At 71.6% G+C, this 20,310-nt stretch carries 18 protein-coding genes; 13 read left to right on the forward strand and 5 right to left on the reverse strand.

Annotation, left to right across the window (positions count from 1 at the left end; genetic code table 11):
• The first annotated feature begins 277 nt into the window (after window positions 1-277).
• From IEX42_RS01895 to IEX42_RS01910, 4 genes are all read left to right on the forward strand, one after another.
• Window positions 278-1,192, forward strand: a complete 915-nt coding sequence (locus tag IEX42_RS01895) for a heme o synthase (RefSeq protein WP_188780823.1) — start codon at window positions 278-280, stop codon at window positions 1,190-1,192.
• A gap of 273 nt (window positions 1,193-1,465) precedes the next feature.
• A complete protein-coding gene (locus IEX42_RS01900) occupies window positions 1,466-2,446 on the forward strand; it encodes a glycosyltransferase family 2 protein (protein ID WP_188777745.1) in 981 nt (326 codons plus the stop codon).
• Window positions 2,447-2,526: 80 nt separating this feature from the next.
• The gene (locus tag IEX42_RS01905) at window positions 2,527-3,513 is read left to right on the forward strand and encodes a glycosyltransferase family 2 protein (protein WP_188777747.1); all 987 of its coding nucleotides are present in this window, start codon (window positions 2,527-2,529) and stop codon (window positions 3,511-3,513) included.
• Window positions 3,510-5,522, forward strand: coding sequence for a hypothetical protein (locus IEX42_RS01910; RefSeq protein ID WP_188777749.1), 2,013 nt, complete (start codon window positions 3,510-3,512; stop codon window positions 5,520-5,522). Before IEX42_RS01905 ends, IEX42_RS01910 begins: the two co-directional genes overlap by 4 nt.
• Before the next feature lie 76 nt (window positions 5,523-5,598).
• Here IEX42_RS01910 and IEX42_RS01915 read toward each other — a convergent pair whose 3' ends face one another.
• Window positions 5,599-6,981, reverse strand: a complete 1,383-nt coding sequence (locus IEX42_RS01915; protein WP_188777751.1) for a right-handed parallel beta-helix repeat-containing protein — start codon at window positions 6,979-6,981, stop codon at window positions 5,599-5,601.
• A gap of 200 nt (window positions 6,982-7,181) precedes the next feature.
• On the opposite strand from IEX42_RS01915, the gene IEX42_RS01920 reads away from it, so the two are divergent.
• Window positions 7,182-7,583: a hypothetical protein gene (locus IEX42_RS01920; protein ID WP_188777753.1), complete on the forward strand. Its 402-nt coding sequence runs from the start codon at window positions 7,182-7,184 to the stop codon at window positions 7,581-7,583.
• A gap of 27 nt (window positions 7,584-7,610) precedes the next feature.
• On the opposite strand, the gene IEX42_RS01925 is transcribed toward IEX42_RS01920, so the two are convergent.
• The 4 genes from IEX42_RS01925 to IEX42_RS01940 all read right to left on the reverse strand — a co-directional run bounded on the left by IEX42_RS01925 (window position 7,611) and on the right by IEX42_RS01940 (window position 12,846).
• The gene (locus tag IEX42_RS01925) at window positions 7,611-8,528 is read right to left on the reverse strand and encodes a COX15/CtaA family protein (RefSeq protein WP_229660510.1); all 918 of its coding nucleotides are present in this window, start codon (window positions 8,526-8,528) and stop codon (window positions 7,611-7,613) included.
• 17 nt (window positions 8,529-8,545) lie between these two features.
• A complete protein-coding gene (locus tag IEX42_RS01930; RefSeq protein ID WP_188777757.1) occupies window positions 8,546-9,331 on the reverse strand; it encodes an ABC transporter permease in 786 nt (261 codons plus the stop codon).
• A complete protein-coding gene (locus IEX42_RS01935; RefSeq protein ID WP_229660511.1) occupies window positions 9,328-10,317 on the reverse strand; it encodes an ABC transporter ATP-binding protein in 990 nt (329 codons plus the stop codon). The genes IEX42_RS01930 and IEX42_RS01935 overlap by 4 nt, the downstream gene beginning before the upstream one ends.
• A 66-nt stretch (window positions 10,318-10,383) precedes the next feature.
• Window positions 10,384-12,846, reverse strand: a complete 2,463-nt coding sequence (locus IEX42_RS01940) for a xanthine dehydrogenase family protein molybdopterin-binding subunit (RefSeq protein ID WP_188777759.1) — start codon at window positions 12,844-12,846, stop codon at window positions 10,384-10,386.
• A 200-nt stretch (window positions 12,847-13,046) separates the two neighbouring features.
• Here IEX42_RS01940 and IEX42_RS01945 point away from each other — a divergent pair, with 200 nt between their 5' ends.
• The 8 genes from IEX42_RS01945 to IEX42_RS01980 all read left to right on the forward strand — a co-directional run bounded on the left by IEX42_RS01945 (window position 13,047) and on the right by IEX42_RS01980 (window position 19,934).
• Window positions 13,047-13,706 (forward strand): helix-turn-helix transcriptional regulator, encoded by a 660-nt coding sequence (locus tag IEX42_RS01945; protein WP_229660512.1) that lies wholly within the window; start codon window positions 13,047-13,049, stop codon window positions 13,704-13,706.
• A 56-nt stretch (window positions 13,707-13,762) separates the two neighbouring features.
• The gene (sufB, locus tag IEX42_RS01950; protein WP_188777763.1) at window positions 13,763-15,181 is read left to right on the forward strand and encodes a Fe-S cluster assembly protein SufB; all 1,419 of its coding nucleotides are present in this window, start codon (window positions 13,763-13,765) and stop codon (window positions 15,179-15,181) included.
• Between the two features lie 136 nt (window positions 15,182-15,317).
• A complete protein-coding gene (sufD, locus tag IEX42_RS01955) occupies window positions 15,318-16,490 on the forward strand; it encodes a Fe-S cluster assembly protein SufD (RefSeq protein ID WP_188777765.1) in 1,173 nt (390 codons plus the stop codon).
• A gap of 5 nt (window positions 16,491-16,495) precedes the next feature.
• Window positions 16,496-16,819: a non-heme iron oxygenase ferredoxin subunit gene (locus IEX42_RS01960; protein WP_188777767.1), complete on the forward strand. Its 324-nt coding sequence runs from the start codon at window positions 16,496-16,498 to the stop codon at window positions 16,817-16,819.
• Window position 16,820: 1 nt separating this feature from the next.
• Entirely contained in the window at window positions 16,821-17,582 is a 762-nt protein-coding gene (sufC, locus tag IEX42_RS01965; protein ID WP_188777769.1) for a Fe-S cluster assembly ATPase SufC, read from the forward strand.
• A gap of 191 nt (window positions 17,583-17,773) precedes the next feature.
• Window positions 17,774-19,045, forward strand: coding sequence for a SufS family cysteine desulfurase (locus IEX42_RS01970; RefSeq protein ID WP_188777770.1), 1,272 nt, complete (start codon window positions 17,774-17,776; stop codon window positions 19,043-19,045).
• Window positions 19,046-19,080: 35 nt separating this feature from the next.
• Window positions 19,081-19,542, forward strand: a complete 462-nt coding sequence (gene sufU / locus IEX42_RS01975; protein ID WP_188780825.1) for a Fe-S cluster assembly sulfur transfer protein SufU — start codon at window positions 19,081-19,083, stop codon at window positions 19,540-19,542.
• A gap of 35 nt (window positions 19,543-19,577) precedes the next feature.
• The gene (locus IEX42_RS01980; RefSeq protein ID WP_188780826.1) at window positions 19,578-19,934 is read left to right on the forward strand and encodes a metal-sulfur cluster assembly factor; all 357 of its coding nucleotides are present in this window, start codon (window positions 19,578-19,580) and stop codon (window positions 19,932-19,934) included.
• The last annotated feature ends 376 nt before the right edge of the window (window positions 19,935-20,310 follow it).

Here is a 20,310-nt window from a genome sequence, read left to right on the forward strand (position 1 = left end):
TCGCGTCGGGGTCGAGCCTACTCAGCACGGTGCCGCACCTGCGAGCCCCCGACCGCTCGGTGAACTCCTCGGGGATACGCTGGGCGCGGCCCAGGACCCGACGTCTCCGTCCACCGGCACCGGCACGGTGCCCAGGAGCGTCCAAGGCATGCGGCCCAGGGGCCGCAGGGTCGGCCCAGGAGACGTCAGCGACCGAGAAGGCGAGGGGTGCGTGACCGCGCTCAGCAGCTCGTCCCCCAGGGCGACGAACCGCGCCGCCCGCGAGGCACGGGGCGAGATCAGCCCGACGCGGTGGTCGAAGGCCCGTGACGTCGTCGCGGCGTACGTCGGCCTGACCAAGCCGCGCGTGATCGAGCTGCTCCTGCTGACCACGGTGCCGGTGATGTTCTTCGCCCAGCGGGGGGTGCCGCCGCTGGGCCTGGTGGTCGCCACGGTAGTCGGCGGGACGCTCTCCGCCGGCAGCGCCAACGCGCTGAACTGCGTGTACGACCGCGACATCGACGAGCAGATGCGACGGACCCGGCGCCGGGCACTGCCCCGTCACGTGGTGAGCCCGCTCGCCGCACTCGTCTTCGGCGTGACGCTCATGGTGCTCTCCACGCTGGCGCTCGGGGTGTGGGTCAACTGGCTCTCGGCATGGCTCTCCGTGGCGGCGAACGCGTTCTACCTCTTCGGCTACACGATGGTCCTCAAGCGGCGGACCACCCAGAACATCGTCTGGGGCGGAGTGGCCGGCTGCTTCCCGGCGCTGATCGGCTGGACGGCCGTGACCGGTTCGCTCTCGTGGGCGCCCGTCGTGCTGTTCGGGGTGGTCTTCCTCTGGACCCCGCCGCACACCTGGGCACTGGCGATGCGCTACCGCGAGGACTACGCGCGCGTCGACGTCCCGATGCTCCCGGTGGTGCGCCCCGCGCGCGTCGTGGCCCGCCAGATCGTCCTCTACTCCTACGCGATGGTCCTGGTCTCGCTCCTGCTGTGGCCGGTGGCGGGCACCGGACTGCTCTACCCCGTGGCCGCGGTCGTCCTGGGAGCGGCGTTCCTCGTCGAGGCGCACCTGATGCTCGCGCGGTCGCGGCACAGCGACGAGCTGACGGTCGTACGCCCGATGCGGCTGTTCCACTGGTCGAACATGTATCTCTCCCTGCTGTTCGTCGCGGTCGCGCTCGACCCCCTGACCCGTCCGTTGGTCTAGAGGTCCGACCGGCCTGGTTCCGTCATTTCGGACATTTGCGCGGTAATTATTTTCCGTGCGAATTGGACATATGGCGTGAATGTTGTGAGGCGCAGCCCACATTCTCGATTTGCGGGGTGTGCAAGCGTTCCCACTGCGGTAGAAAAGTTTCCGTCGGATGCGTCGCACACGGGGAGTGACGCGAGGGGGATCCGGCCATCGAGGGCCAGCCGATCCGTGAACGGACGGCCGCCATCAGCCCTCGGCCGTCAACTCACAGGGGGAACGCACCACATGACCAGCACCCAGCAGCCGCGCCTGACATCGCTCGACGGCGGAGCCGATCACGTCTCGCGCAGCCGGGTCGAGGACCTCGACAGGATCCTCGCCGGCAGTCTGTCGGTCGGGGAGCAGCAGGCAGCTGTGCTCCCGGTGAGCATCGTCATCCCGACCTGGAACGAGGCCGAGAACATCGGCCACGTGCTGCGAGCGATGCCGGCCGTGGAGCAGCTGGTGATCGTCGACGCCGACTCGGACGACGGCACCGCCGACGTCGTGCGCGAGACGCACCCGGAAGCGACCATCCTGCTCCAGAAGCCGAGTGGCAAGGGCAACGCGACGCGTGCCGGCCTGGAGGTGGCGAGCGCCGAGTTCGTGATCTGCATGGACGCCGACGGAAGCATGGACCCCGGCGAGATCCCCGCGTTCGTCGCGCTGCTGCAGCAGGGCTTCGACATGGTCAAGGGGTCCAGGGGCGCGGTGGGCGGTGGCTCGACCGACTTCACTCCGCTGCGTCGCGCGGGCAACCGCAGCCTGGTGATGGCGTACAACGCGTTGTTCGGCACTCGCCTGACCGACATCACGTTCGGCTACATCGGGTTCCGCCGCGACATCCTGCCCCAGCTCGGTCTGTACGCCACCGGCTTCGAGATCGAGGTGCAGATGGTCGCGCACAGCGCGCTCGCCGGGCTGCGCTTCGCGGAGCTCCCGAGCACCGAGGCCGACCGGATCTCCGGCGAGAGCCACCTGAGCACCTGGGGCGACGGCAAGCGGGTGCTCGCCACCATCGTGAAGTCCCGCTTCCAGCCGGGTCGGGAGTGGTGGCGGCACCGCGGCGCCGTGCGCCCGGTGTACGACGTGCTCCCCACGCAGGTCGAGGCCCTGGAGGCTGCACTGGCACTGGCTGCGACGCCGGAGGCGGGTGCGGTCGAGCGTCGCGGTGCCGCGGTCCGCCTGCCTCGGCAGCGCGTGGCCCCCACCGACGCGCGTCTGTGAGGGCCGGGGCCGACACCCGAGCCCACGACGACCCGCCCGGAAGCGCGACCCCCGGCGCCGAGAAGGTCCAGAATGTCCCCGTGACCGGGGCGACGCCCAGTGGATCCGTACTGATCTGCTGCTACACACTCCACCGATGGGACGACGTCCTGGCGGCGGTGGAGTCTGCGCTCGAGCAGCACCCGGCGCCGCTCGAGGTGATCGTCGTGGTCGATCACAACGACGAGCTGCTGAGCCGGTTGGAGACGGTGCGGACCTCGTCGTGGGCACGGCAACCGGTGCGAGTGGTGCCCAGCTCCCACCGGCAGGGACTCTCCGGTGCCCGCAACACCGGGCTGGCGCTGGCCAAGGGGGAGGTCCTGGTCTTCCTCGACGACGACGCCCGTGCCCAGCCGGGCTGGCTGGCGACCCATCTCGCGGCGTACGCCGAGCCTCGCGTCCTCGGCGTGGGCGGCCGGCTGGACCCGCGGTGGGACACCGCGCGACCCGCCTGGTTCCCGCACGACTTCGACTGGGTGATCGGGTGCACGCACTCGGGCGTACCCGTCGGCGCCGCACCCGTCCGCAACGCGATCGGCGCCAACATGTCCTTCCGCACCGGCCTGCTGCGCGAGGCGGGTGGGTTCAGCGAGGAGCTGGGGCGGATCGGGACCGTGCCGCTGGGATGTGAGGAGACCGAGGCGAGCATCCGTGTGGGCCGACTCCGACCTGACGGGGACGTCTGGTACCTCCCCGACGCCGTCGTCCAGCACCGGGTGACCGCGGCCCGCGCCACGTGGGACTACTTCAGCCGGCGGTGCGTCGCGGAGGGGCGTTCCAAGGCGACCGTACGCGCGCTCTCGGCCGAGCCGCTCGCCACCGAGCGCGACTACGCGACCAGGGTGCTGCCGCGCTCGGCCGCGCGAGCCGTCTGGTCCGGACTCCGCGGGGACCCGGCCGGCCTGCGACGCGCGGGCGCCATCGGCGCCGGCCTGGGGCTGACGGCGTACGGCTTCCTCACCGGCCTCGTGCGCGACGGCGCCTCGCGCAGACGACTGGCCGACCTCGCCGGGCAGGGCTCGCGATGAGCGCGAGCCAGGGTCAGGCGGCCCGCGTGACGGGAGCGGACGTGGCCGGCACCCTGTCGTTCCGCGCGCTCGGCCAGGGGTCGGGCGCGGCGCGCCGGTGGCTGGGTGCGCACCGGGGCGCGGTGACCGCGATCGCCCTCTCCGTGGTCTCGCTCGTCGCCTGGTTCTCCGCCTGCACCCAGATGAGCGTCTCGGAGTACACCGACCTCGGGCTCTACAGCGCGACGACGCTCCGCTTCTGGCTCGCCCTCGTCGGCGGCGTGGTCGCCCTGGTGATCGCGATCCGTGCCTCCCGGTTCAGCCACCTGGCGGCACTGTGCGCGGTCTCCGTCCTGGTGGCGGTCCTGTACTCCACGCCCTCCGTGGTCGAGGGGACCCCGCGGGTGGAGGCGGTCTACCGGCACCTGGGACTCATCCAGCACTTCGCCACGACCGGCCAGCTGGAGCGCTATCTCGACGCCTACTCGAACTGGCCCGGGTTCTTCGGCATCCTCGGCATCGTCCAGGGGGCCACCGGTGTCCAGAACCTCCTCGTGCTCGCGGTGTGGGCGCCGACGATCGCGGCGCTGTCGTACATCGCGCCGGTGCTGCTCATCGCCCGCTCGCTCAACCCGTCGCCCCGGGTGGCCTGGCTCGCGGTGAGCATCTTCCTGGCCGCCAACTGGAGCGGCCAGGACTACCTCGCACCGCAGACGTTCGCGCTGTGGGCCCTGCTGAGCATCGCCGGCATCGTGATGACGGTCCTGCGCCGCAAGGACGACGCGTCGGCGGAGGGCCCGGCGGGTCCGCTGATCGACCGGTTGCCACGCGTCCTGGGGCGCACCTTCGGGCGTTCCGCCAACCGCTCGTGGGTCGCGGCGGAGGGCACCCGTGTGCGGCTCACGTCCGCCGAGTGGGTGGGCGTCCACGTCCTCCTGTGCGTCGCGATCATCGCCATCAGTGCGGCTCACCAGCTGACCCCCTTCATGCTCGCGATGACGCTGCTGCTGCTGTGGGCCATCGGCCGCTCGCCCCACTGGTGGCTGTGGGGGCTGAGCATCCTCGTCATCGTGTTCTGGTTGGCGGTCCCGGCACTTCCCTTCATCCGAGGAAACCTGCCCAGCATGATCTCGGGGGTCGTCGACGTCTTCACCGGCAGCGGTACGGATGACGGCCCGACCCTGGGCAGCCGCACGGCGAGCGGCAGCGTGCTGCACCAGCTGGTGGTCGAGGTCCGGATCAGGGAGACACTGGCGGTCTGGATCCTGGCCGGACTCGGGGCCCTGGTGATGATGGCGTCGCGTCGTCGTGCGCGAGAGGCGATCCTCCTTGCCGGCTCCCCGCTCCTCCTCATCCCGGTCTCCGCGTACGGCGGGGAGATCCTGATCCGCGCCTTCCTGTTCGGGCTGCCCCTCATGGCTTTCCTCGCGGCGGTGTTCCTGCTGTGGACGTGCGCCGCGGGCGGGTGGCGCAACGGCGTCCTCGCCGTCGTGCTGGTGGCGCTCGTCGGGACGACCGTGCTGACCCGCTACGGCAACGAGCGCGGGGAGTCGTTCCGCCCGTCGGAGATCGGCGCCCTCGACTGGCTGTACGCGCACACCGCCCCGGACGCGACGGTCGTCCAGTTCACCCAGAACACCCCGCGTCCGATCGAGCGGTACGCCGACAACACCTGGGTCTTCCTGAACAACGGCTCACCGGGCCCTCGGTGGCCGCAGCAGGTCACGCCGAGCCGCCTGGTCGCGTACGGCCTCGCGACGCGCGAGCTCGGCAAGGCGAGCCGGCGCGACCAGCCGATCTACTTCATCTACAACCGCGCGCAGACCGAGCTCGCGGAGCTCTCGGGCAACACGTCCGCCGCGGCGATGCAGCGCTCGGTGCGAGAGATGGATGCCGACCCACGGGTACGGACGATCTACCGCAACGCCGACGCGCAGATCTGGCGGCTGCGGCCAGGGGTCAGGCCGGTGACGGGCCTCGACCAGGCCGAGCTGGCCGGCCGGGTGGGTGAGACAGCCTCCGCAGGCTGACCTGCGACGGCACGTCGGGCAGTGCCATGGCCCGCCGGGTGGAACCCCCGATCCACCCGGCGAGCCGGTCTGGTGCTCAGCGCTCGAGCGCGCCGATGTCGAGGCCGCTGCGCCGGTCGCCGTTGCCGTCGCGGCACGTGCGGCTGGAGGCGCCGAGGGACGGGGAGGGCACCTGGTCGATCAGGACGGGGCGACAGACGCCGGCGGTGTCCACTGCGCTGCTGGCGGCGACGAGCCTGAGGTCCCGACGCCGGTCGACGAAGAGGCGCCGTGCGGTGCTCGGGTCCGAGTCGTTGACGAGGATGTTGTTCCTGCCACCCATCCCGCTGCCGTCGGTCCACGTCGGGCTCCGCCGCGCGACGATGATGTTGTCGCTGGCGCTCATGATCGCCGGCGAGCACCCCGCGTAGCAGACCAGACCGCCATCGCCGTCACCGTTCATCGCCACGGAGTTGTGGTTGACCACGGTTCCGCGCACGGGCCCGAAGGAGTCCGCAGCGCCGCGCGTCACGACGAAGTAGCCGTTCGGCACGACCGACGTCACGGTGTTGCGGATGATCCGGGTGGCGTTGGTCGACGCGTCCCCGAGCTCGACGAAGGTGGAGTTGTCGATCGAGCTGTTGCCCGAGATCGTGGTGTCGCGTGCCCCGTACACCTCGACGGCCGAGCCTTCGATGCCGTAGTCGGGTGACGGCGCGTGGTGCCCGCTGATCCGGTTACCCGTGATCACGGTCCGGGTGCCCTGCACGGCGACACCGTTGACCCCGGAGTCGTCGTTGGGGCCGTCCTTGCCCGGGGACAGACGTCGGTTGTCGTAGATGTCGTTGCCGACGATCCGGGCGTCGGTCGCCGAGGGCATGACGTGCACGCCGGCGACGTTTCCGGTGACCCGCATCCCGTGGACCGTCTGGTGGGCGCCCTGCACGCTGACTCCCGCCCAGGCGCAGTTGCGGACGAGCAGGCCGGAGACGTCGACGTACGAGCCGTGCAGCTGGAGGCACTCCCCGTTCTCGATCACCGGAGCGGCGCCGGACCCGATCGGGGCGATGCGGATCGGGCGTGCGGCGGTGCCGGACCCGGAGACCGAGAGGGTGCCCTGATAGGCCGCCCCACGGTCGAGGACCAGGAGGGCACCCGCGGGCAACGGGTCACGCGAGGCGCGGGCGAGGGTCCGCCACGGCGCCAGCACCGAGCCGCTCGCGGCGTCGTTGCCGGTCGGGGAGACCCTGCGCACGACGGTGGCGGGCGACTCGGCGCTCGCGGTCGAGCTGCGCAGGCTGGTGGCCGACCGGGTGATGGTGAGGGCGGGTCCCGGTGGCGTGGGACCGGCGGAGGCGGTGGTCGCGCCGGCACTCGGAACGGCGGATGCCGGTCCGACGAGGGTCAGGGCGGCTCCCGCGAGCACGACCACACCGGCAGCGAGGGTCGCGGAGCGACGGGGAGGAAGGAGTCGGGACATGGGGGGTCACCTTCTGTGCGCGCCACCTCGGGGTGGTGACGACACGGCAGACCGTAATGTCCGAATAGTGAACTAATGCACGTTGAGTCGCGTCTGTCCCATATCGCGAGACGCTGGGTGGTCAGCGGCGCGCGGGGCGTTGACCTAGGCTGGTGGCGCCGTGGGGTGCCGGGCCTCGCGCGTCGAGGGCCGGGGGACGGATGCGCTACCTGACGCTGTTCGTGGCGCTGGCCCTGTGCGCCGCCGCGTCGACCGTGCTGGCGGTGGATGCGCCGGCCGCGGTCTCCCTGCTGAGCGTCGGGGCCTTCATGATCTTCACGCCCGGCCTGCTCCTGACCCACGCGCTGGCGCTGCCCGATCGGCTCCTGGCGCTCGTCGTCGGCCTCCTGACAGGACCGACGCTGTGGGTCCTCGTCGCGACCTTCCAGCTCTTCGCCGGGCTGTGGGCCCCGCGGACGACGGTCCTGTGGGCGGCAGGTGGGTTGGGTCTCGTCACGCTGGTCCTGGCGGCCAGAGGCCTGCGGCGCGAGGTCGAGTCCGACGACGAGGCCCCGGTGCGCGCCCCCCGCGTGGAGCAGTACGCCGTCGACGACGGCGAGTAGGCAGCCTCGCTCAGCCCGCGGTGAGACTCACCCCGGCACGCTCGCGGGCGGCGAGGTCGTCGTACGGCGCGGGCGAGCGGTCTCGAGCAGCATCCAGGTCAGTGCCGCCGAGGTGAGCGCGGCGCCGAGCAGGTGCAGGCCGACCAGCAGGACCGGGAGCCCGGTGGCGTACTGGGTGACCCCGACGACGCCCTGGGCGAGCTCGACCGCCAGGAGGACGCGGGCGGCGCGGTAGGCGCCGTACGAGCCGGTGACGCGCAGGGCCACGACGAGGCCGACCGTCAGACCGACGAGCAGGAAGACGGCGTCGGCGTGCAGCTGGGAGAGCCGCTCGGGGTCCAACCCGTTGCGCGGGGAGTCCACGTCGCCGGCGTGCGGCCCCGAGCCGGTGACCACGGTGCCCAGGTAGAGCACCACCCAGCCGGCGGCGAAGGTGCCGACGGCCAGCCCGCGCAGCGTGCCGCGCGGCCGTGTCGCCGCCTGCCCGGCCGACCACGATGCGCGCCACAGGAAGAGCACGCAGACACCGATGATCGCCATCGAGAGCAGCAGGTGCAACGACACGATCCACGGGTTCAGATCGGTGAGGACGGTGATCCCGCCGAGGACGGCCTGCGCGGGGATGGCCAGCGCCATCAGCACCGAGAGACCACGCAGGTCGCGGCGCGCGGAGCGGAACACGGCGACGATCGTGAGGATCGCGACGGTCACCAGCACCCCGTTGAGGGTGCGGTTGCCGAACTCGATCAGCGAGTGGATGTCGTACGCGCCGTGCGGCGTGAACGAGGAGCCGTTGCACCGGGGCCAGGTGTCGCAGCCCAGGCCGGACCCGGTGAGGCGTACGGCGCCCCCGGTGCAGACGATGACGACGTTGGCCACCAGGCTGAGCCAGCCCGCCCGGACGACCCACCTCTGCGCCGAGCGGTCGGCCGTGTCGGTGTGCACGGGTGGAGCCTCGAGGTTCACTCCCATCGGAACGTCCTCCCGGTCAGGGCACCGCCGACGACGGCCCATACGGCCAGCGTCAGCAAGGAGCGCAGGTCGAGCACGCCCGAGAGCGCGGCGTCGCGCATGCCGTCTCCCAGAGCGCCCGAGGGCAGCCAGCGGGCGACCTCACCGAAGTCGCCGTACGACGACGAGGGGAGCACGACCGCGCCCGCGGCCAGCAGCAGCAGGTAGACGAGGTTCGCGGCGGCCAGGGTGGCCTCCGCCCGCAGGGTGCCGGCCAGGAGCAGCCCGAGCCCGGCGAAGGCCGCCGTGCCGACCAGCAGGAAGAGCACGGCCGAGCCCACCGCCGCGGGGGAGTACGAGGGCCGCCAGCCGAGTGCGAGCGCCACGGCGCCGATGACGACGACCTGCAGCACCTCGACGAGCAGCAGCGCCCCGACCTTGCCGGCCAGCAGCCCGGTGCGGGGCAGCGGGGAGGTGCCGAGCCGCTTGAGCACGCCGTAGCGCCGCTCGAAGCCGGTGGCGATCGCCAGCGAGGCGAACGCCGTCGACATGACCGCGAGGGCGAGCACGCCCGGGGCGAGGACGTCGACCGGACGGTGGCCGCCGAGACCGAGGTCGACGTGTTTCGCGCCCTCCACGCCACCGACCAGCACGATCACCGGGATCACGACCGCCAGCAGGAGCTGCTCGCCGTTGCGGAGGATGAGCCGCGACTCCATCCGCGCCTGGGCGAGCACCATCTGCGCCATCGGCGCCGAGCCCGGACGCGGGACGAAGCTGCCGGTCCGGGCGCTCATCCGACCACCGACGCGGACGGTCTCGCGGTGACCGACGGGGCCTCGTCGGCCCCGGCGGCGAGGGGACGCCCGGTCAGCTCGAGGAAGACGTCCTCCAGGGTGCGCTGACCGAGGTTGAGCGACTCCGGGAGCACGCCCTGTGCCTCGCACCAGCGCGAGACCGTGCCCAGGGTGGTGGAGTCCGCCGGGCCGGAGATGACCAGGCTGCGCTCGTCGATCGCGGTGACGTCCGTGCCGGGACCCAGCGAGGCGCGCAGCGACTCGGGGGCGCCGGGGGGAAAGGGCTCCGTGACCACCAGGCGGATCGTGGCGTGGGTGCCGCCCCGGGTGAGCTCCAGCGGCGAGCCCGTGGCGATCCGACGGCCGTGGTCGATGATGTGCACCCGGTCGGCCAGCCGCTCGGCCTCGTCGAGGTAGTGCGTCGTCAGCACCACCGTGACGCCGTCGGACCGCAGCTCCTCGAGGAGCGCCCACGTGGTGCGCCGCGCCGCCGGGTCCAGCCCGGCGGTCGGCTCGTCGACGAAGACCAGCTCGGGGCGGCCGACCACGGCCATCGCGAGGCCGAGGCGCTGCTGCTGCCCGCCGGAGAGACGGCGGTACGGCGTGCGCCCGCACTCGTCGAGGCCGAGCCGCTCGACGAGGTCCTCGACGGGAAGCGGGTGCGCGTGGAGGGCGGCGACGTGGCGCAGCATCTCGACGGCCCGCACCCCCGACCAGGCACCGCCGGCCTGCAGCATCACACCGATCCGTGGCAGCAGCTCCCGCTGCTGGTGCACGGGGTCCAGACCGAGCACCCGCACGCGACCGGCCTGGGGCCGCCGGTAGCCCTCGCAGGTCTCCAGCGTCGTCGTCTTGCCCGCGCCGTTGGGCCCCAGGACCGCGGCGATCTCGCCCCGCTCCACGACCAGGTCCATGCCGGCGACGGCGACGGTGTCGCCGTACCGCATCTGCAGCCCCTCGACGAGGACGGCGGGATCGGCGGGCACCCGGTCAGTGTAGGAGCGACCGCCGGTGCGGCGAACCCGCCCGTGGGTGACCTTCGTGACGGGTCCTCAGACCTCGACGCCGCCGTCGACGTCGCCGTGCTGGGGGACGAGGGAGTCGAAGTACGCGGGCGGCTCGCGCCACGGATCGGGACGCCGGCCGTCGCCGGCGTCCCGGGCCGCCTGCCAGACCCGCTGCGGGGTGCACGGGATGTCGACGTGGCGAACGCCGAGGTGGCTCAGGGCGTCGACGACCGCGCTCTGGACGGCGGGCGTGGAGCCGAGGGTGCCCGACTCGCCGATCCCCTTGGCCCCGAGCTCGTTGAGCGGGGTGGGCGTCTCGATCGTGCGCGCCTCGTAGCTCAGCGTGTCCGCCGCCGTGGGCATGGCGTAGTCGGCCAGCGTCGAGGTGACCGGCTGCCCGTCGACGTCCCACTGCATGTGCTCCCACAGCGCCTGGGAGATGCCCTGGGCGATCCCGCCGTGCTGCTGGCCGGCCACGATCGTCGGGTTGAGGACACGGCCGCAGTCGTCGACGGCCACGTGGCGCAGTGCTCGCACGAGCCCCGTCTCGACGTCGACCTCGACCACGCTGACGTGCGCGCCGTTGGGGAAGGTGGCGCCGTCCTGCGGCACGTCCATGTCGGCCCGCAGCGAGACCCCGCGCCGCTCGGCCTCGCCGGCGAGCTCGGTCCACGACCGGCGCCTGTCGGGGACCCCGCGCACGCCGACGCCGTCCGGCGCGGTCTCGACGTCCTCCGGCGCCGCCTCCAGGACCTCGGCGGCCAGCTCGAGGACCCGGTCGCGCACCTCGCGGGCCGCGGCCGAGACCGCGCTGCCGCCCAGCTGCAGCGACCGCGAGCCTCCGGTGCCGCCGCCGGAGCGCACGACGGCGGTGTCGGACTGGACGTAGCGGACGGCGTCCACGCCCACACCGAGCCGGTCCGCGACGATCATCGCGAAGGACGTGGCGTGACCCTGGCCGTGCGCCGACGTGCCCGACATGACGACCACGGACCCGTCGGGCTCGATGCGCACGCTGCCGAGCTCGCTGCCGCCGAAGCCGGTCACCTCGACGTAGGTCGACACGCCGATCCCCAGCTGCCGTGCCTCGCCGGCCGTACGACGGCGGGCCTGCTCGGCTCGCAGCGTCTCGACGTCGGCGACCCGCAGTGCCTCGTCCAGCGCACGTACGTAGTCCCCGACGTCGTACGTCGCACCGGTGAGCGTGGCGTACGGGAACGCCTCGGGCGGGAGCAGGTTGCGTCGTCGGATCTCCTCCGGGGCGAGCCCGAGCTCGGCGGCCCCCAGGTCCATCATCCGCTCGAGCAGCGCCGCCGCCTCGGGACGCCCGGCTCCGCGGAAGGCGCCGTTGGGTGCGGTGTTGGTCATCACGGCGACGGCCGAGTAGTCGATGGCCGGGATCGCGTACGGGCCCTGGGCCATCAGGTGCCCCGGCCCGACGGCGAGCGAGCCGCCGAACCCGGCGTACGCGCCGCAGTCGCCGATGTTGCGGCACCGCAGCCCGACCGCACGTCCGTCACGGGTGAAGCCCATCTCGGCGAACTGCACGTGGCCGCGCCCGGTCATCGAGAGCATCGCCTCGCTCCGGGTCTCGGTCCACGCGACCGGTCGGCCGAGCAGCCGCGCGGCGGCCACCACGGCGCCGTGGGTGTACGAGATGCCGGCCTTGCCGCCGAATGCCCCACCGACGTGCGGCGCGACGACGCGCACCTGCGGCGGCTCCAGCCCGGTGTAGCGGGCGATCAGGTCGCGGGCGGTGTGCGGCTGCTGGGTCGCGACGTAGGCCGTCAGCGCGATGTCGGTGCCGTCGTGGCTGCTCGGACGCGGGTCGACGAGGATGGCGTTGGGCTCGATCGGGGCGGTGGCGAGGCGCTGGTTCTCGATCCGGGCGCGGACCACGACGTCGGCGTCGGCGAGGACGTCGTTCGACCCCGTCGGCAGGCCGTGCACCGCCCGGACCGACTGGGCGACGTTGGTCCCCAGGGCGGGGAACTGCAGCGGGGCGTCCGCGGCGAGCGCGGACTCGGGGTCGACCACCACGGGCAGGTCCTCGTAGTCCACGTCGACCAGCTCGGCGGCGTCGCGGGCGAGGGCGACGGTCTCGGCGACGACGAGCGCCACCGCGTCGCCGACGTAGCGCACCACCCCGTCCGCCAGCGGGCCGTGCCCGACCTCCTTGTTGATCTGGGCGAAGCCGGGCACCCAGTCGGAGCCGAGGGAGTCGCTGGTGTGCACCGCGAGGACGCCCGGCGCGGACTCGGCCTCGGTCGTGTCGATGCCGACGATCCGCGCGTGGGCGACCGGACTGGTCACGAACACAGCGTGGGCCACGGCCGCGCCGGGGTCGTCGGGCCGCAGCTCGTCGAGGCGGAGGTCGTCGACGTACCTGCTCTGGCCGGTCAGGAGGTCGGGGTCCTCGACGCGGGGGACCGCGTTGCCGAGCAGTGAGCCGGGGGGCCAGGACGCGCCGGGGGCCGCGGCGAGGCTGGTCGTCGGGGCAGGCGTCATGCTCATGACGCTACTCGCGCCACGGCCCCGGAGCGCTCGCGGTGATCGCGATGGTCTCGACAGCCACCTTGGGGCCACCGTGCAGGTAAGGATGACCTTGCTTGAAACCGCTCGGCCAATATCGCCACACTGTCGTTGTGGAATTCGAGGCGAGCGGGACCGCGGGAGGCGTACTTCCCGACGGCTCCACGCGCCAGCGCGTGGCTGCCTCGATCCTGCAGGCCGGTGCACGCACCGCCGCCGACCTCGCCACCGAGCTGGGGCTGACGCCGGCCGCCGTCCGACGCCACCTCGACCAGCTCCTCGACGACGGGCTGGTCGTCTCGCGACCGGTCCGCAGCCGCGGGGAGCGCCGGCGCGGGCGCCCCGCGCGCGAGTTCGTCCTCACCGACGCGGGTCGCGACACCTTCGACCAGCAGTACGACGACCTCGCCGCCGCCGCGCTCCGCTTCCTGTCCGAGACCGCGGGCGAGGACGCCGTCCGGGAGTTCGCCCGTCGCCGGATGTCCTTCGTCGAGCGCCGGTACGCCGAGCTCGTGGGCCGTCACCCCGACGCCGACCCCGCCGAGCTGCTCGCCGAGGTCTTCAGCGCCGAGGGCTACGCCGCGTCCACCCGGACCGGACCGGTCGGCGAGCAGCTGTGCCAGCAGCACTGCCCGGTCGCCCACGTGGCCGCCGAGTTCCCGCAGCTGTGCGAGGCCGAGACCGAGGCCATCGGCCGCGTCCTCGGCAGCCACGTCCAGCGGCTGGCCACCATCGCCCACGGCGACGGCGTGTGCACGACCTGCATCCCTTCGGCGACCGGCGCGCCGAGCGGGAACACCCAGACCACTCCTCGCGCTGCGCCTGCGGCGCGCTGAGCGACGCAGCACCTCCGACCAGCAACCCGACAGACCCCGACGAAAGGTCGCACCAGATGACGACGATCGAGGAGCTCAACCCCGAGCTCAAGGGCATCGGCCGCTACGAGTACGGCTGGGCCGACTCCGACTCCGCGGGCGCCTCCGCGCAGCGCGGCCTCTCCGACGCCGTGGTGCGCGACATCTCCGGCAAGAAGAGCGAGCCGGACTGGATGCTCGACCTGCGGCTCAAGGGCCTGAAGCTGTTCGGCCGCAAGCCGATGCCGACGTGGGGCTCGGACCTCTCCGACATCGACTTCGACAACATCAAGTACTTCGTCCGCTCCACCGAGCAGCAGGCCGCCTCCTGGGAGGACCTGCCCGAGGACATCAAGAACACCTACGACAAGCTCGGGATCCCGGAGGCGGAGAAGCAGCGCCTGGTCGCCGGTGTCGCCGCGCAGTACGAGTCCGAGGTCGTCTACCACCAGATCCGCGAGGACCTGGAGGAGCAAGGCGTCATCTTCGTCGACACCGACACCGCGCTGAAGGAGCACGAGGAGCTCTTCAAGGAGTACTTCGGCACCGTCATCCCGGTCGGTGACAACAAGTTCGCCGCGCTGAACACCTCGGTGTGGTCCGGCGGGTCCTTCATCTACGTGCCGAAGGGCGTGCACGTGGACATCCCGCTGCAGGCGTACTTCCGGATCAACACCGAGAACATGGGCCAGTTCGAGCGGACGCTGATCATCGTCGACGAGGACGCCTACGTGCACTACGTCGAGGGCTGCACCGCGCCGATCTACAAGTCGGACTCGCTGCACTCGGCCGTCGTCGAGATCGTGGTGAAGAAGGGCGGCCGCTGCCGCTACACGACCATCCAGAACTGGTCGAACAACGTCTACAACCTCGTCACCAAGCGCGCGACCTGCGAGGCCGGAGCGACGATGGAGTGGGTCGACGGCAACATCGGCTCCAAGGTGACCATGAAGTACCCGGCCGTCTACCTGATGGGCGAGCACGCCAAGGGCGAGACGCTGTCCATCGCGTTCGCCGGCGAGGGCCAGCACCAGGACGCCGGCTCCAAGATGGTGCACGCCGCGCCGCACACCTCGTCGTCGATCCTGTCGAAGTCGGTCGCACGCGGCGGTGGGCGTACGTCGTACCGCGGTCTGGTGCAGGTCAACGAGGGCGCGCACCACTCCAAGTCGAACGTGCTGTGCGACGCGCTGCTGGTCGACCAGATCAGCCGCTCGGACACCTACCCGTACGTCGACATCCGCGAGGACGACGTCTCCATGGGCCACGAGGCGACCGTCTCCAAGGTCTCCGAGGACCAGCTCTTCTACCTCATGTCGCGCGGCATGGAGGAGGACGAGGCCATGGCGATGATCGTGCGCGGCTTCGTCGAGCCGATCGCCAAGGAGCTCCCGATGGAGTACGCCCTCGAGCTCAACCGGCTGATCGAGCTGCAGATGGAGGGCGCTGTCGGCTGACGACGAGCGCTTCGCGCTGCCGCCAGCCGACAGGCCCAGCTCGCCCTCGCCTGGCGGCTCGGGCTCGGTCCGGTTCCTGCGGGTGCCGGACTCACCGCCCTGGACTCATGCTCCTAGAGAAGGATTTCCGTTGACTGTGACCGATACCCCCGTGGGGGACGCCGTGGAGACGGTGGAGAGCGGGACGATCCGCTCGCACCTGAACCCGCCGCCGTCGTACGACCTCGCCGACCACCCGGTGCCCGTGGGCACCGAGGAGGTCTGGCGGTTCACCCCGCTCAAGCGGCTGCGCGGGCTGCTGGACGGGGAGCCGTCCGAGGCGAGGCTGACCCAGGAGAACTCTGTGCCCGCGGGCATCGAGGTCTCGCACATCACCGCCGAGCAGGCGCGCGAGATCGGTGAGGTGCCGCCCAGCGAGCGGCCTGCCGCCCTCGCGGTGAGCCTGGCCGGCGGGGCGACGCTGGTCGACGTGCCGGCCGAGGCCGAGATCGACGAGCCGATGGTCGTCGACCTGTCGGGCGACTCGGTCGACACCCGGGTCTGGGGCCACACCGTCTACCGGATCGGCAACCACGCGAAGGTCACCGTCGTCGTGCGCCACACCGGCTCGGCGACGTACTGCTCGACGACGTCGTTCCTCGTCGGCGACGGCGCGGACGTGACGATCCTCAGCCTGCAGGACTGGGCCGACGACGCCGTCCACCTGGGCCGCGACGCGATCCGGGTCGGGCGCGACGCCAAGGTCAAGCACACCTCGATCTCCTTCGGCGGCGACCTGGTCCGGATGCACGCCAACGTCGAGTACGACGGTCCCGGCGGCGAGGCCGAGCTCCTCGGGCTGTACTTCGCCGACGCGGGTCAGCACCTCGAGCACCGGCTGTTCGCCGACCACACGGCGCCTCGTACCAAGTCCCGGGTGACCTACAAGGGCGCCCTGCAGGGGCAGGGCGCGCACACCGTGTGGATCGGCAACGTGCTGATCCGCAAGGTCGCCGAGGGCATCGACACCTACGAGGAGAACCGCAACCTGGTCCTCACCGAGGGCTGCCAGGCCGACTCCGTGCCCAACCTCGAGATCGAGACCGGTGACATCGAGGGGGCCGGGCACGCCTCGGCCACGGCTCGGTTCGACGACGAGCAGCTGTTCTACCTGCGCTCGCGCGGGGTCTCGGAGAAGGAGGCGCAGCGCCTGGTGGTGCACGGCTTCTTCAACGACCTGATCCGTCGCGTCGGCATCCCCTCGATCGAGGACCGGCTGCTCGAGACGGTCGAGGCCGAGCTCGCGCGCAACGTCCTCAAGGAGTCCTGACCCGGATGGCCTTCCAGCGCGCCTGCGCCGTCGCGGACCTCCGCGACGGCGAGGCCCTGCCACTCGACGTCGGCGGCGTCGAGGTGGCGCTCGTGCGCACCGACGAGGGCGTCTTCGCCGTCGAGGACGAGTGCTCGCACGCCAAGGTCGCCCTCTCCGAGGGCGACGTCGAGAACTGCACGATCGAGTGCTGGATGCACGGCTCGGCCTTCGACCTGCGCACCGGCGAACCGACCGGCCCACCTGCCACCGAACCGGTCGCGGTCTACCCCGTACGGGTCGACGGCGACGACGTACTGATCGACCTACAGCCCACAGGAGAGAGCTGACATGGCAACCCTGGACATCAAGGACCTCCACGTCACCGTGGACACCGAGGACGGCACCAAGGAGATCCTCAAGGGGGTCGACCTCACCATCAAGGACGGCGAGACCCACGCCATCATGGGGCCCAACGGCTCCGGCAAGTCGACGCTGGCGTACTCCATCGCCGGCCACCCGAAGTACACCGTGACCGGCGGCTCGGTGACCCTCGACGGCGCCGACGTGCTCGAGATGAGCGTGGACGAGCGTGCGCGGGCCGGCCTCTTCCTCGCGATGCAGTACCCCGTCGAGGTGCCCGGCGTCTCCGTCGCGAACTTCCTGCGGACGGCCAAGACCGCGATCGACGGCGAGGCCCCGAAGCTGCGCACCTGGGTCAAGGACGTCAACGGCGCGATGGAGAAGCTCTCCATGGACCCGTCGTTCTCGCAGCGCTCGGTCAACGAGGGCTTCTCCGGCGGTGAGAAGAAGCGTCACGAGATCATGCAGCTCGAGCTGCTCGACCCGAAGGTCGCGATCCTCGACGAGACCGACTCCGGGCTGGACATCGACGCGCTGAAGATCGTCAGCGAGGGCGTCAACCGCTTCAAGCAGAACAGCGACAAGGGCGTCCTGCTGATCACGCACTACACCCGGATCCTGCGCTACATCACCCCCGACTTCGTCCACGTCTTCGTCGACGGCCGGATGGCCGAGCAGGGCGGCCCCGAGCTCGCCGAGGAGCTCGAGTCCACCGGCTACGACAAGTACGTCAGCGCCGCCCGCGCCTGAGGGCAGGGTGGTTTCGACGCGCTCGCTGGCGCTCGCTGCTCAACCACCCCAGGCGGTCGGGCCTGAGGCGAGCGCAGCGAACGGGACCCGAGGGTGGTCGAGCCTGAGGCGAGCGCAGCGAGCGAGGACGTCGAGACCCCCGCACCCGAACGCCGACCGCAACCACACCGCCGCACGAGAGGAGAGACCAGATGAGTGACATCCCCGGCCTGCTGCCTGGGCTCGAGGTGGTCCGCCAGGACTTCCCGATCCTGGAGCGCCGCTTGGCCGGCGACGTACCGCTGGTCTACCTCGACTCGGCGAACACCTCCCAGAAGCCGCAGGTGGTGATCGACGCGATGGTCGACCACCTCGAGCGTCATAACGCCAACGTCGCGCGGGCGATGCACCAGCTCGGCGCGGAGTCCTCGGAGGCGTTCGAGGCGGCGCGGGACACGGTCGCGGCGTTCCTGAACGCACCCTCGCGCGACGAGGTGATCTTCACGCGCAACGCCTCCGAGGCGCTCAACCTGGTCGCCAACACGATCGCCTGGGCGCCGACCGGCGACGGCGAGCTCGGCATCGGGCCCGCCGACAACGTCGTGATCACCGAGATGGAGCACCACTCCAACATCGTGCCGTGGCAGCTCGCGACCGAGCGCAAGGGCGCCGACCTGCGCTGGTTCGGGCTGACCGACGACGGCCACCTCGACCTCAGCCGCGTCGACGACCTGATCGACGAGCACACCAAGGTCGTCTCGCTGACCTGGGTCTCGAACATGCTCGGCACCGTCAACCCGGTCGCCGAGATCGCCCGCAAGGCGCACGCCGTCGGGGCGGTCGTCGTCGTGGACGCCTCCCAGGCGGCGCCGCAGATGCCGGTCGACGTGCAGGCCGTCGACGCGGACTTCGTGGCGTTCACCGGCCACAAGACCGTCGGCCCCACCGGCATCGGCGTGCTGTGGGGGCGTGCCGAGCTGCTGGACCGGCTCCCGGTCTTCCTCGGCGGCGGAGAGATGATCGAGACCGTCACGATGGAGCGCTCGACGTACGCCAAGGCACCGCACAAGTTCGAGGCGGGGACCCCGCCGATCGTCGAGGCCGTCGGCCTCGGGGCGGCGCTGCGCTACCTCGGCGACCTCGGCATGGAGGCGGTGCACACGCACGAGAAGGCGGTGACCGGCTACCTCCTCGACGGCCTCGCCTCGGTCGGCGGGGTGCGGGTGCTCGGGCCCACCGACCCCGCTGAGCGCGGGGGAGCGGTCTCGTTCGAGCTGGAGGGCGTCCACCCCCACGACGTCGCGCAGCTGCTCGACAGCCGGGGCGTGGCCGTCCGGGCGGGGCACCACTGCGCCAAGCCGGCACACAAGAGGTACGGCGTGCAGTCCTCGACGCGCGCCTCCTCGTACCTGTACACGAGCCCTGAGGAAATCGACGCGCTGGTCGATGCGTTGGGCTACACCAAGAGCTACTTCAAGGTGTGATCGCAGTGAGCCAGCAGCAAGCGGACCTGGACGCGATGTACCAGGAGATCATCCTCGACCACTACAAGAACCCCCAGAACGAGGGCCTGCGCGACCCGTTCGAGGCCGAGGTCCACCACGTCAACCCGACGTGCGGCGACGAGGTGACGTTGCGCGTCCACGTGAGCGGTGCCGGCGACGACGCGGTCGTCGCGGACGTCTCGTACGACGCCGAGGGGTGCTCGATCAGCCAGGCCGCCACGTCGGTGATGACCGAGCTGCTGATCGGGCGTCGCGTCAGCGAGGCGATGGGCGTGCACGAGCAGTTCCTCGAGCTGATGCAGGGGCGCGGCCAGGTCGAGCCGGACGAGGACGTCCTCGAGGACGGCGTCGCGTTCGCCGGCGTCGCGAAGTTCCCCGCACGCGTGAAGTGCGCACTGCTGAGCTGGATGGCCTGGAAGGACGCGACCGCGCAGGCCCTGGACCGTGCAGACAACCCGACGGAGGAGAACCGATGAGCGAGCCGATCACCGACCGACCCACTGCCGAGGGCATGGGCGCAGCCGCGACGGACCTCCCGGACGTCACGGCCGGGCAGTCCGGGACCAGCCGCGACGACGTCGTCGAGGCGATGAAGGACGTCGTCGACCCCGAGCTGGGGATCAACGTCGTCGACCTCGGACTGGTGTACGACGTCCACCTCGACGAGGGCACCCGCTGCTTGCTCGACATGACGCTGACCTCGGCGGCCTGCCCGCTGACCGACGTCATCGAGGACCAGACCCACACCGCGCTCGACGGCATCGTCAACGACGTCGCCATCAACTGGGTCTGGATGCCGCCGTGGGGCCCGGACAAGATCACCGACGACGGCCGCGAGCAGCTCCGCGCCCTCGGGTTCAATGTCTGAGCTCACGCTGCGAGCGGAGCGAGCAGCGTGAAGGCGAAGAGGTCGAGCAAGCCCCGCGGCTGAGCCCTTCGACGTTCGGCTTCGCCAGCTCAGCCGAGCTCAGGAACCACCTGCGAAGCCGCGACGGGCGGGTCGAGACCTAGCCACACGGTGCCATGGCGGCCCGTGCGTATGTCATCGGGTCTCGACGCGCTCGCTGGCGCTCGCTGCTCGACCACCCGGGTACGAGGTGGTCGAGCCCGACCGAGCGCCAGCGAGGGAGGACGTCGAGACCTCCGTCAGGCGGCCCGTGCGCACGTCACCGGGTCTCGACGCGCTCGCTGGCGCTCGCTGCTCGACCACCCGGGTACGAGGTGGTCGAGCCCGACCGAGCGCC

The organism is Marmoricola endophyticus (genome assembly GCF_014644415.1).
Taxonomy (GTDB): domain Bacteria; phylum Actinomycetota; class Actinomycetes; order Propionibacteriales; family Nocardioidaceae; genus Marmoricola; species Marmoricola endophyticus.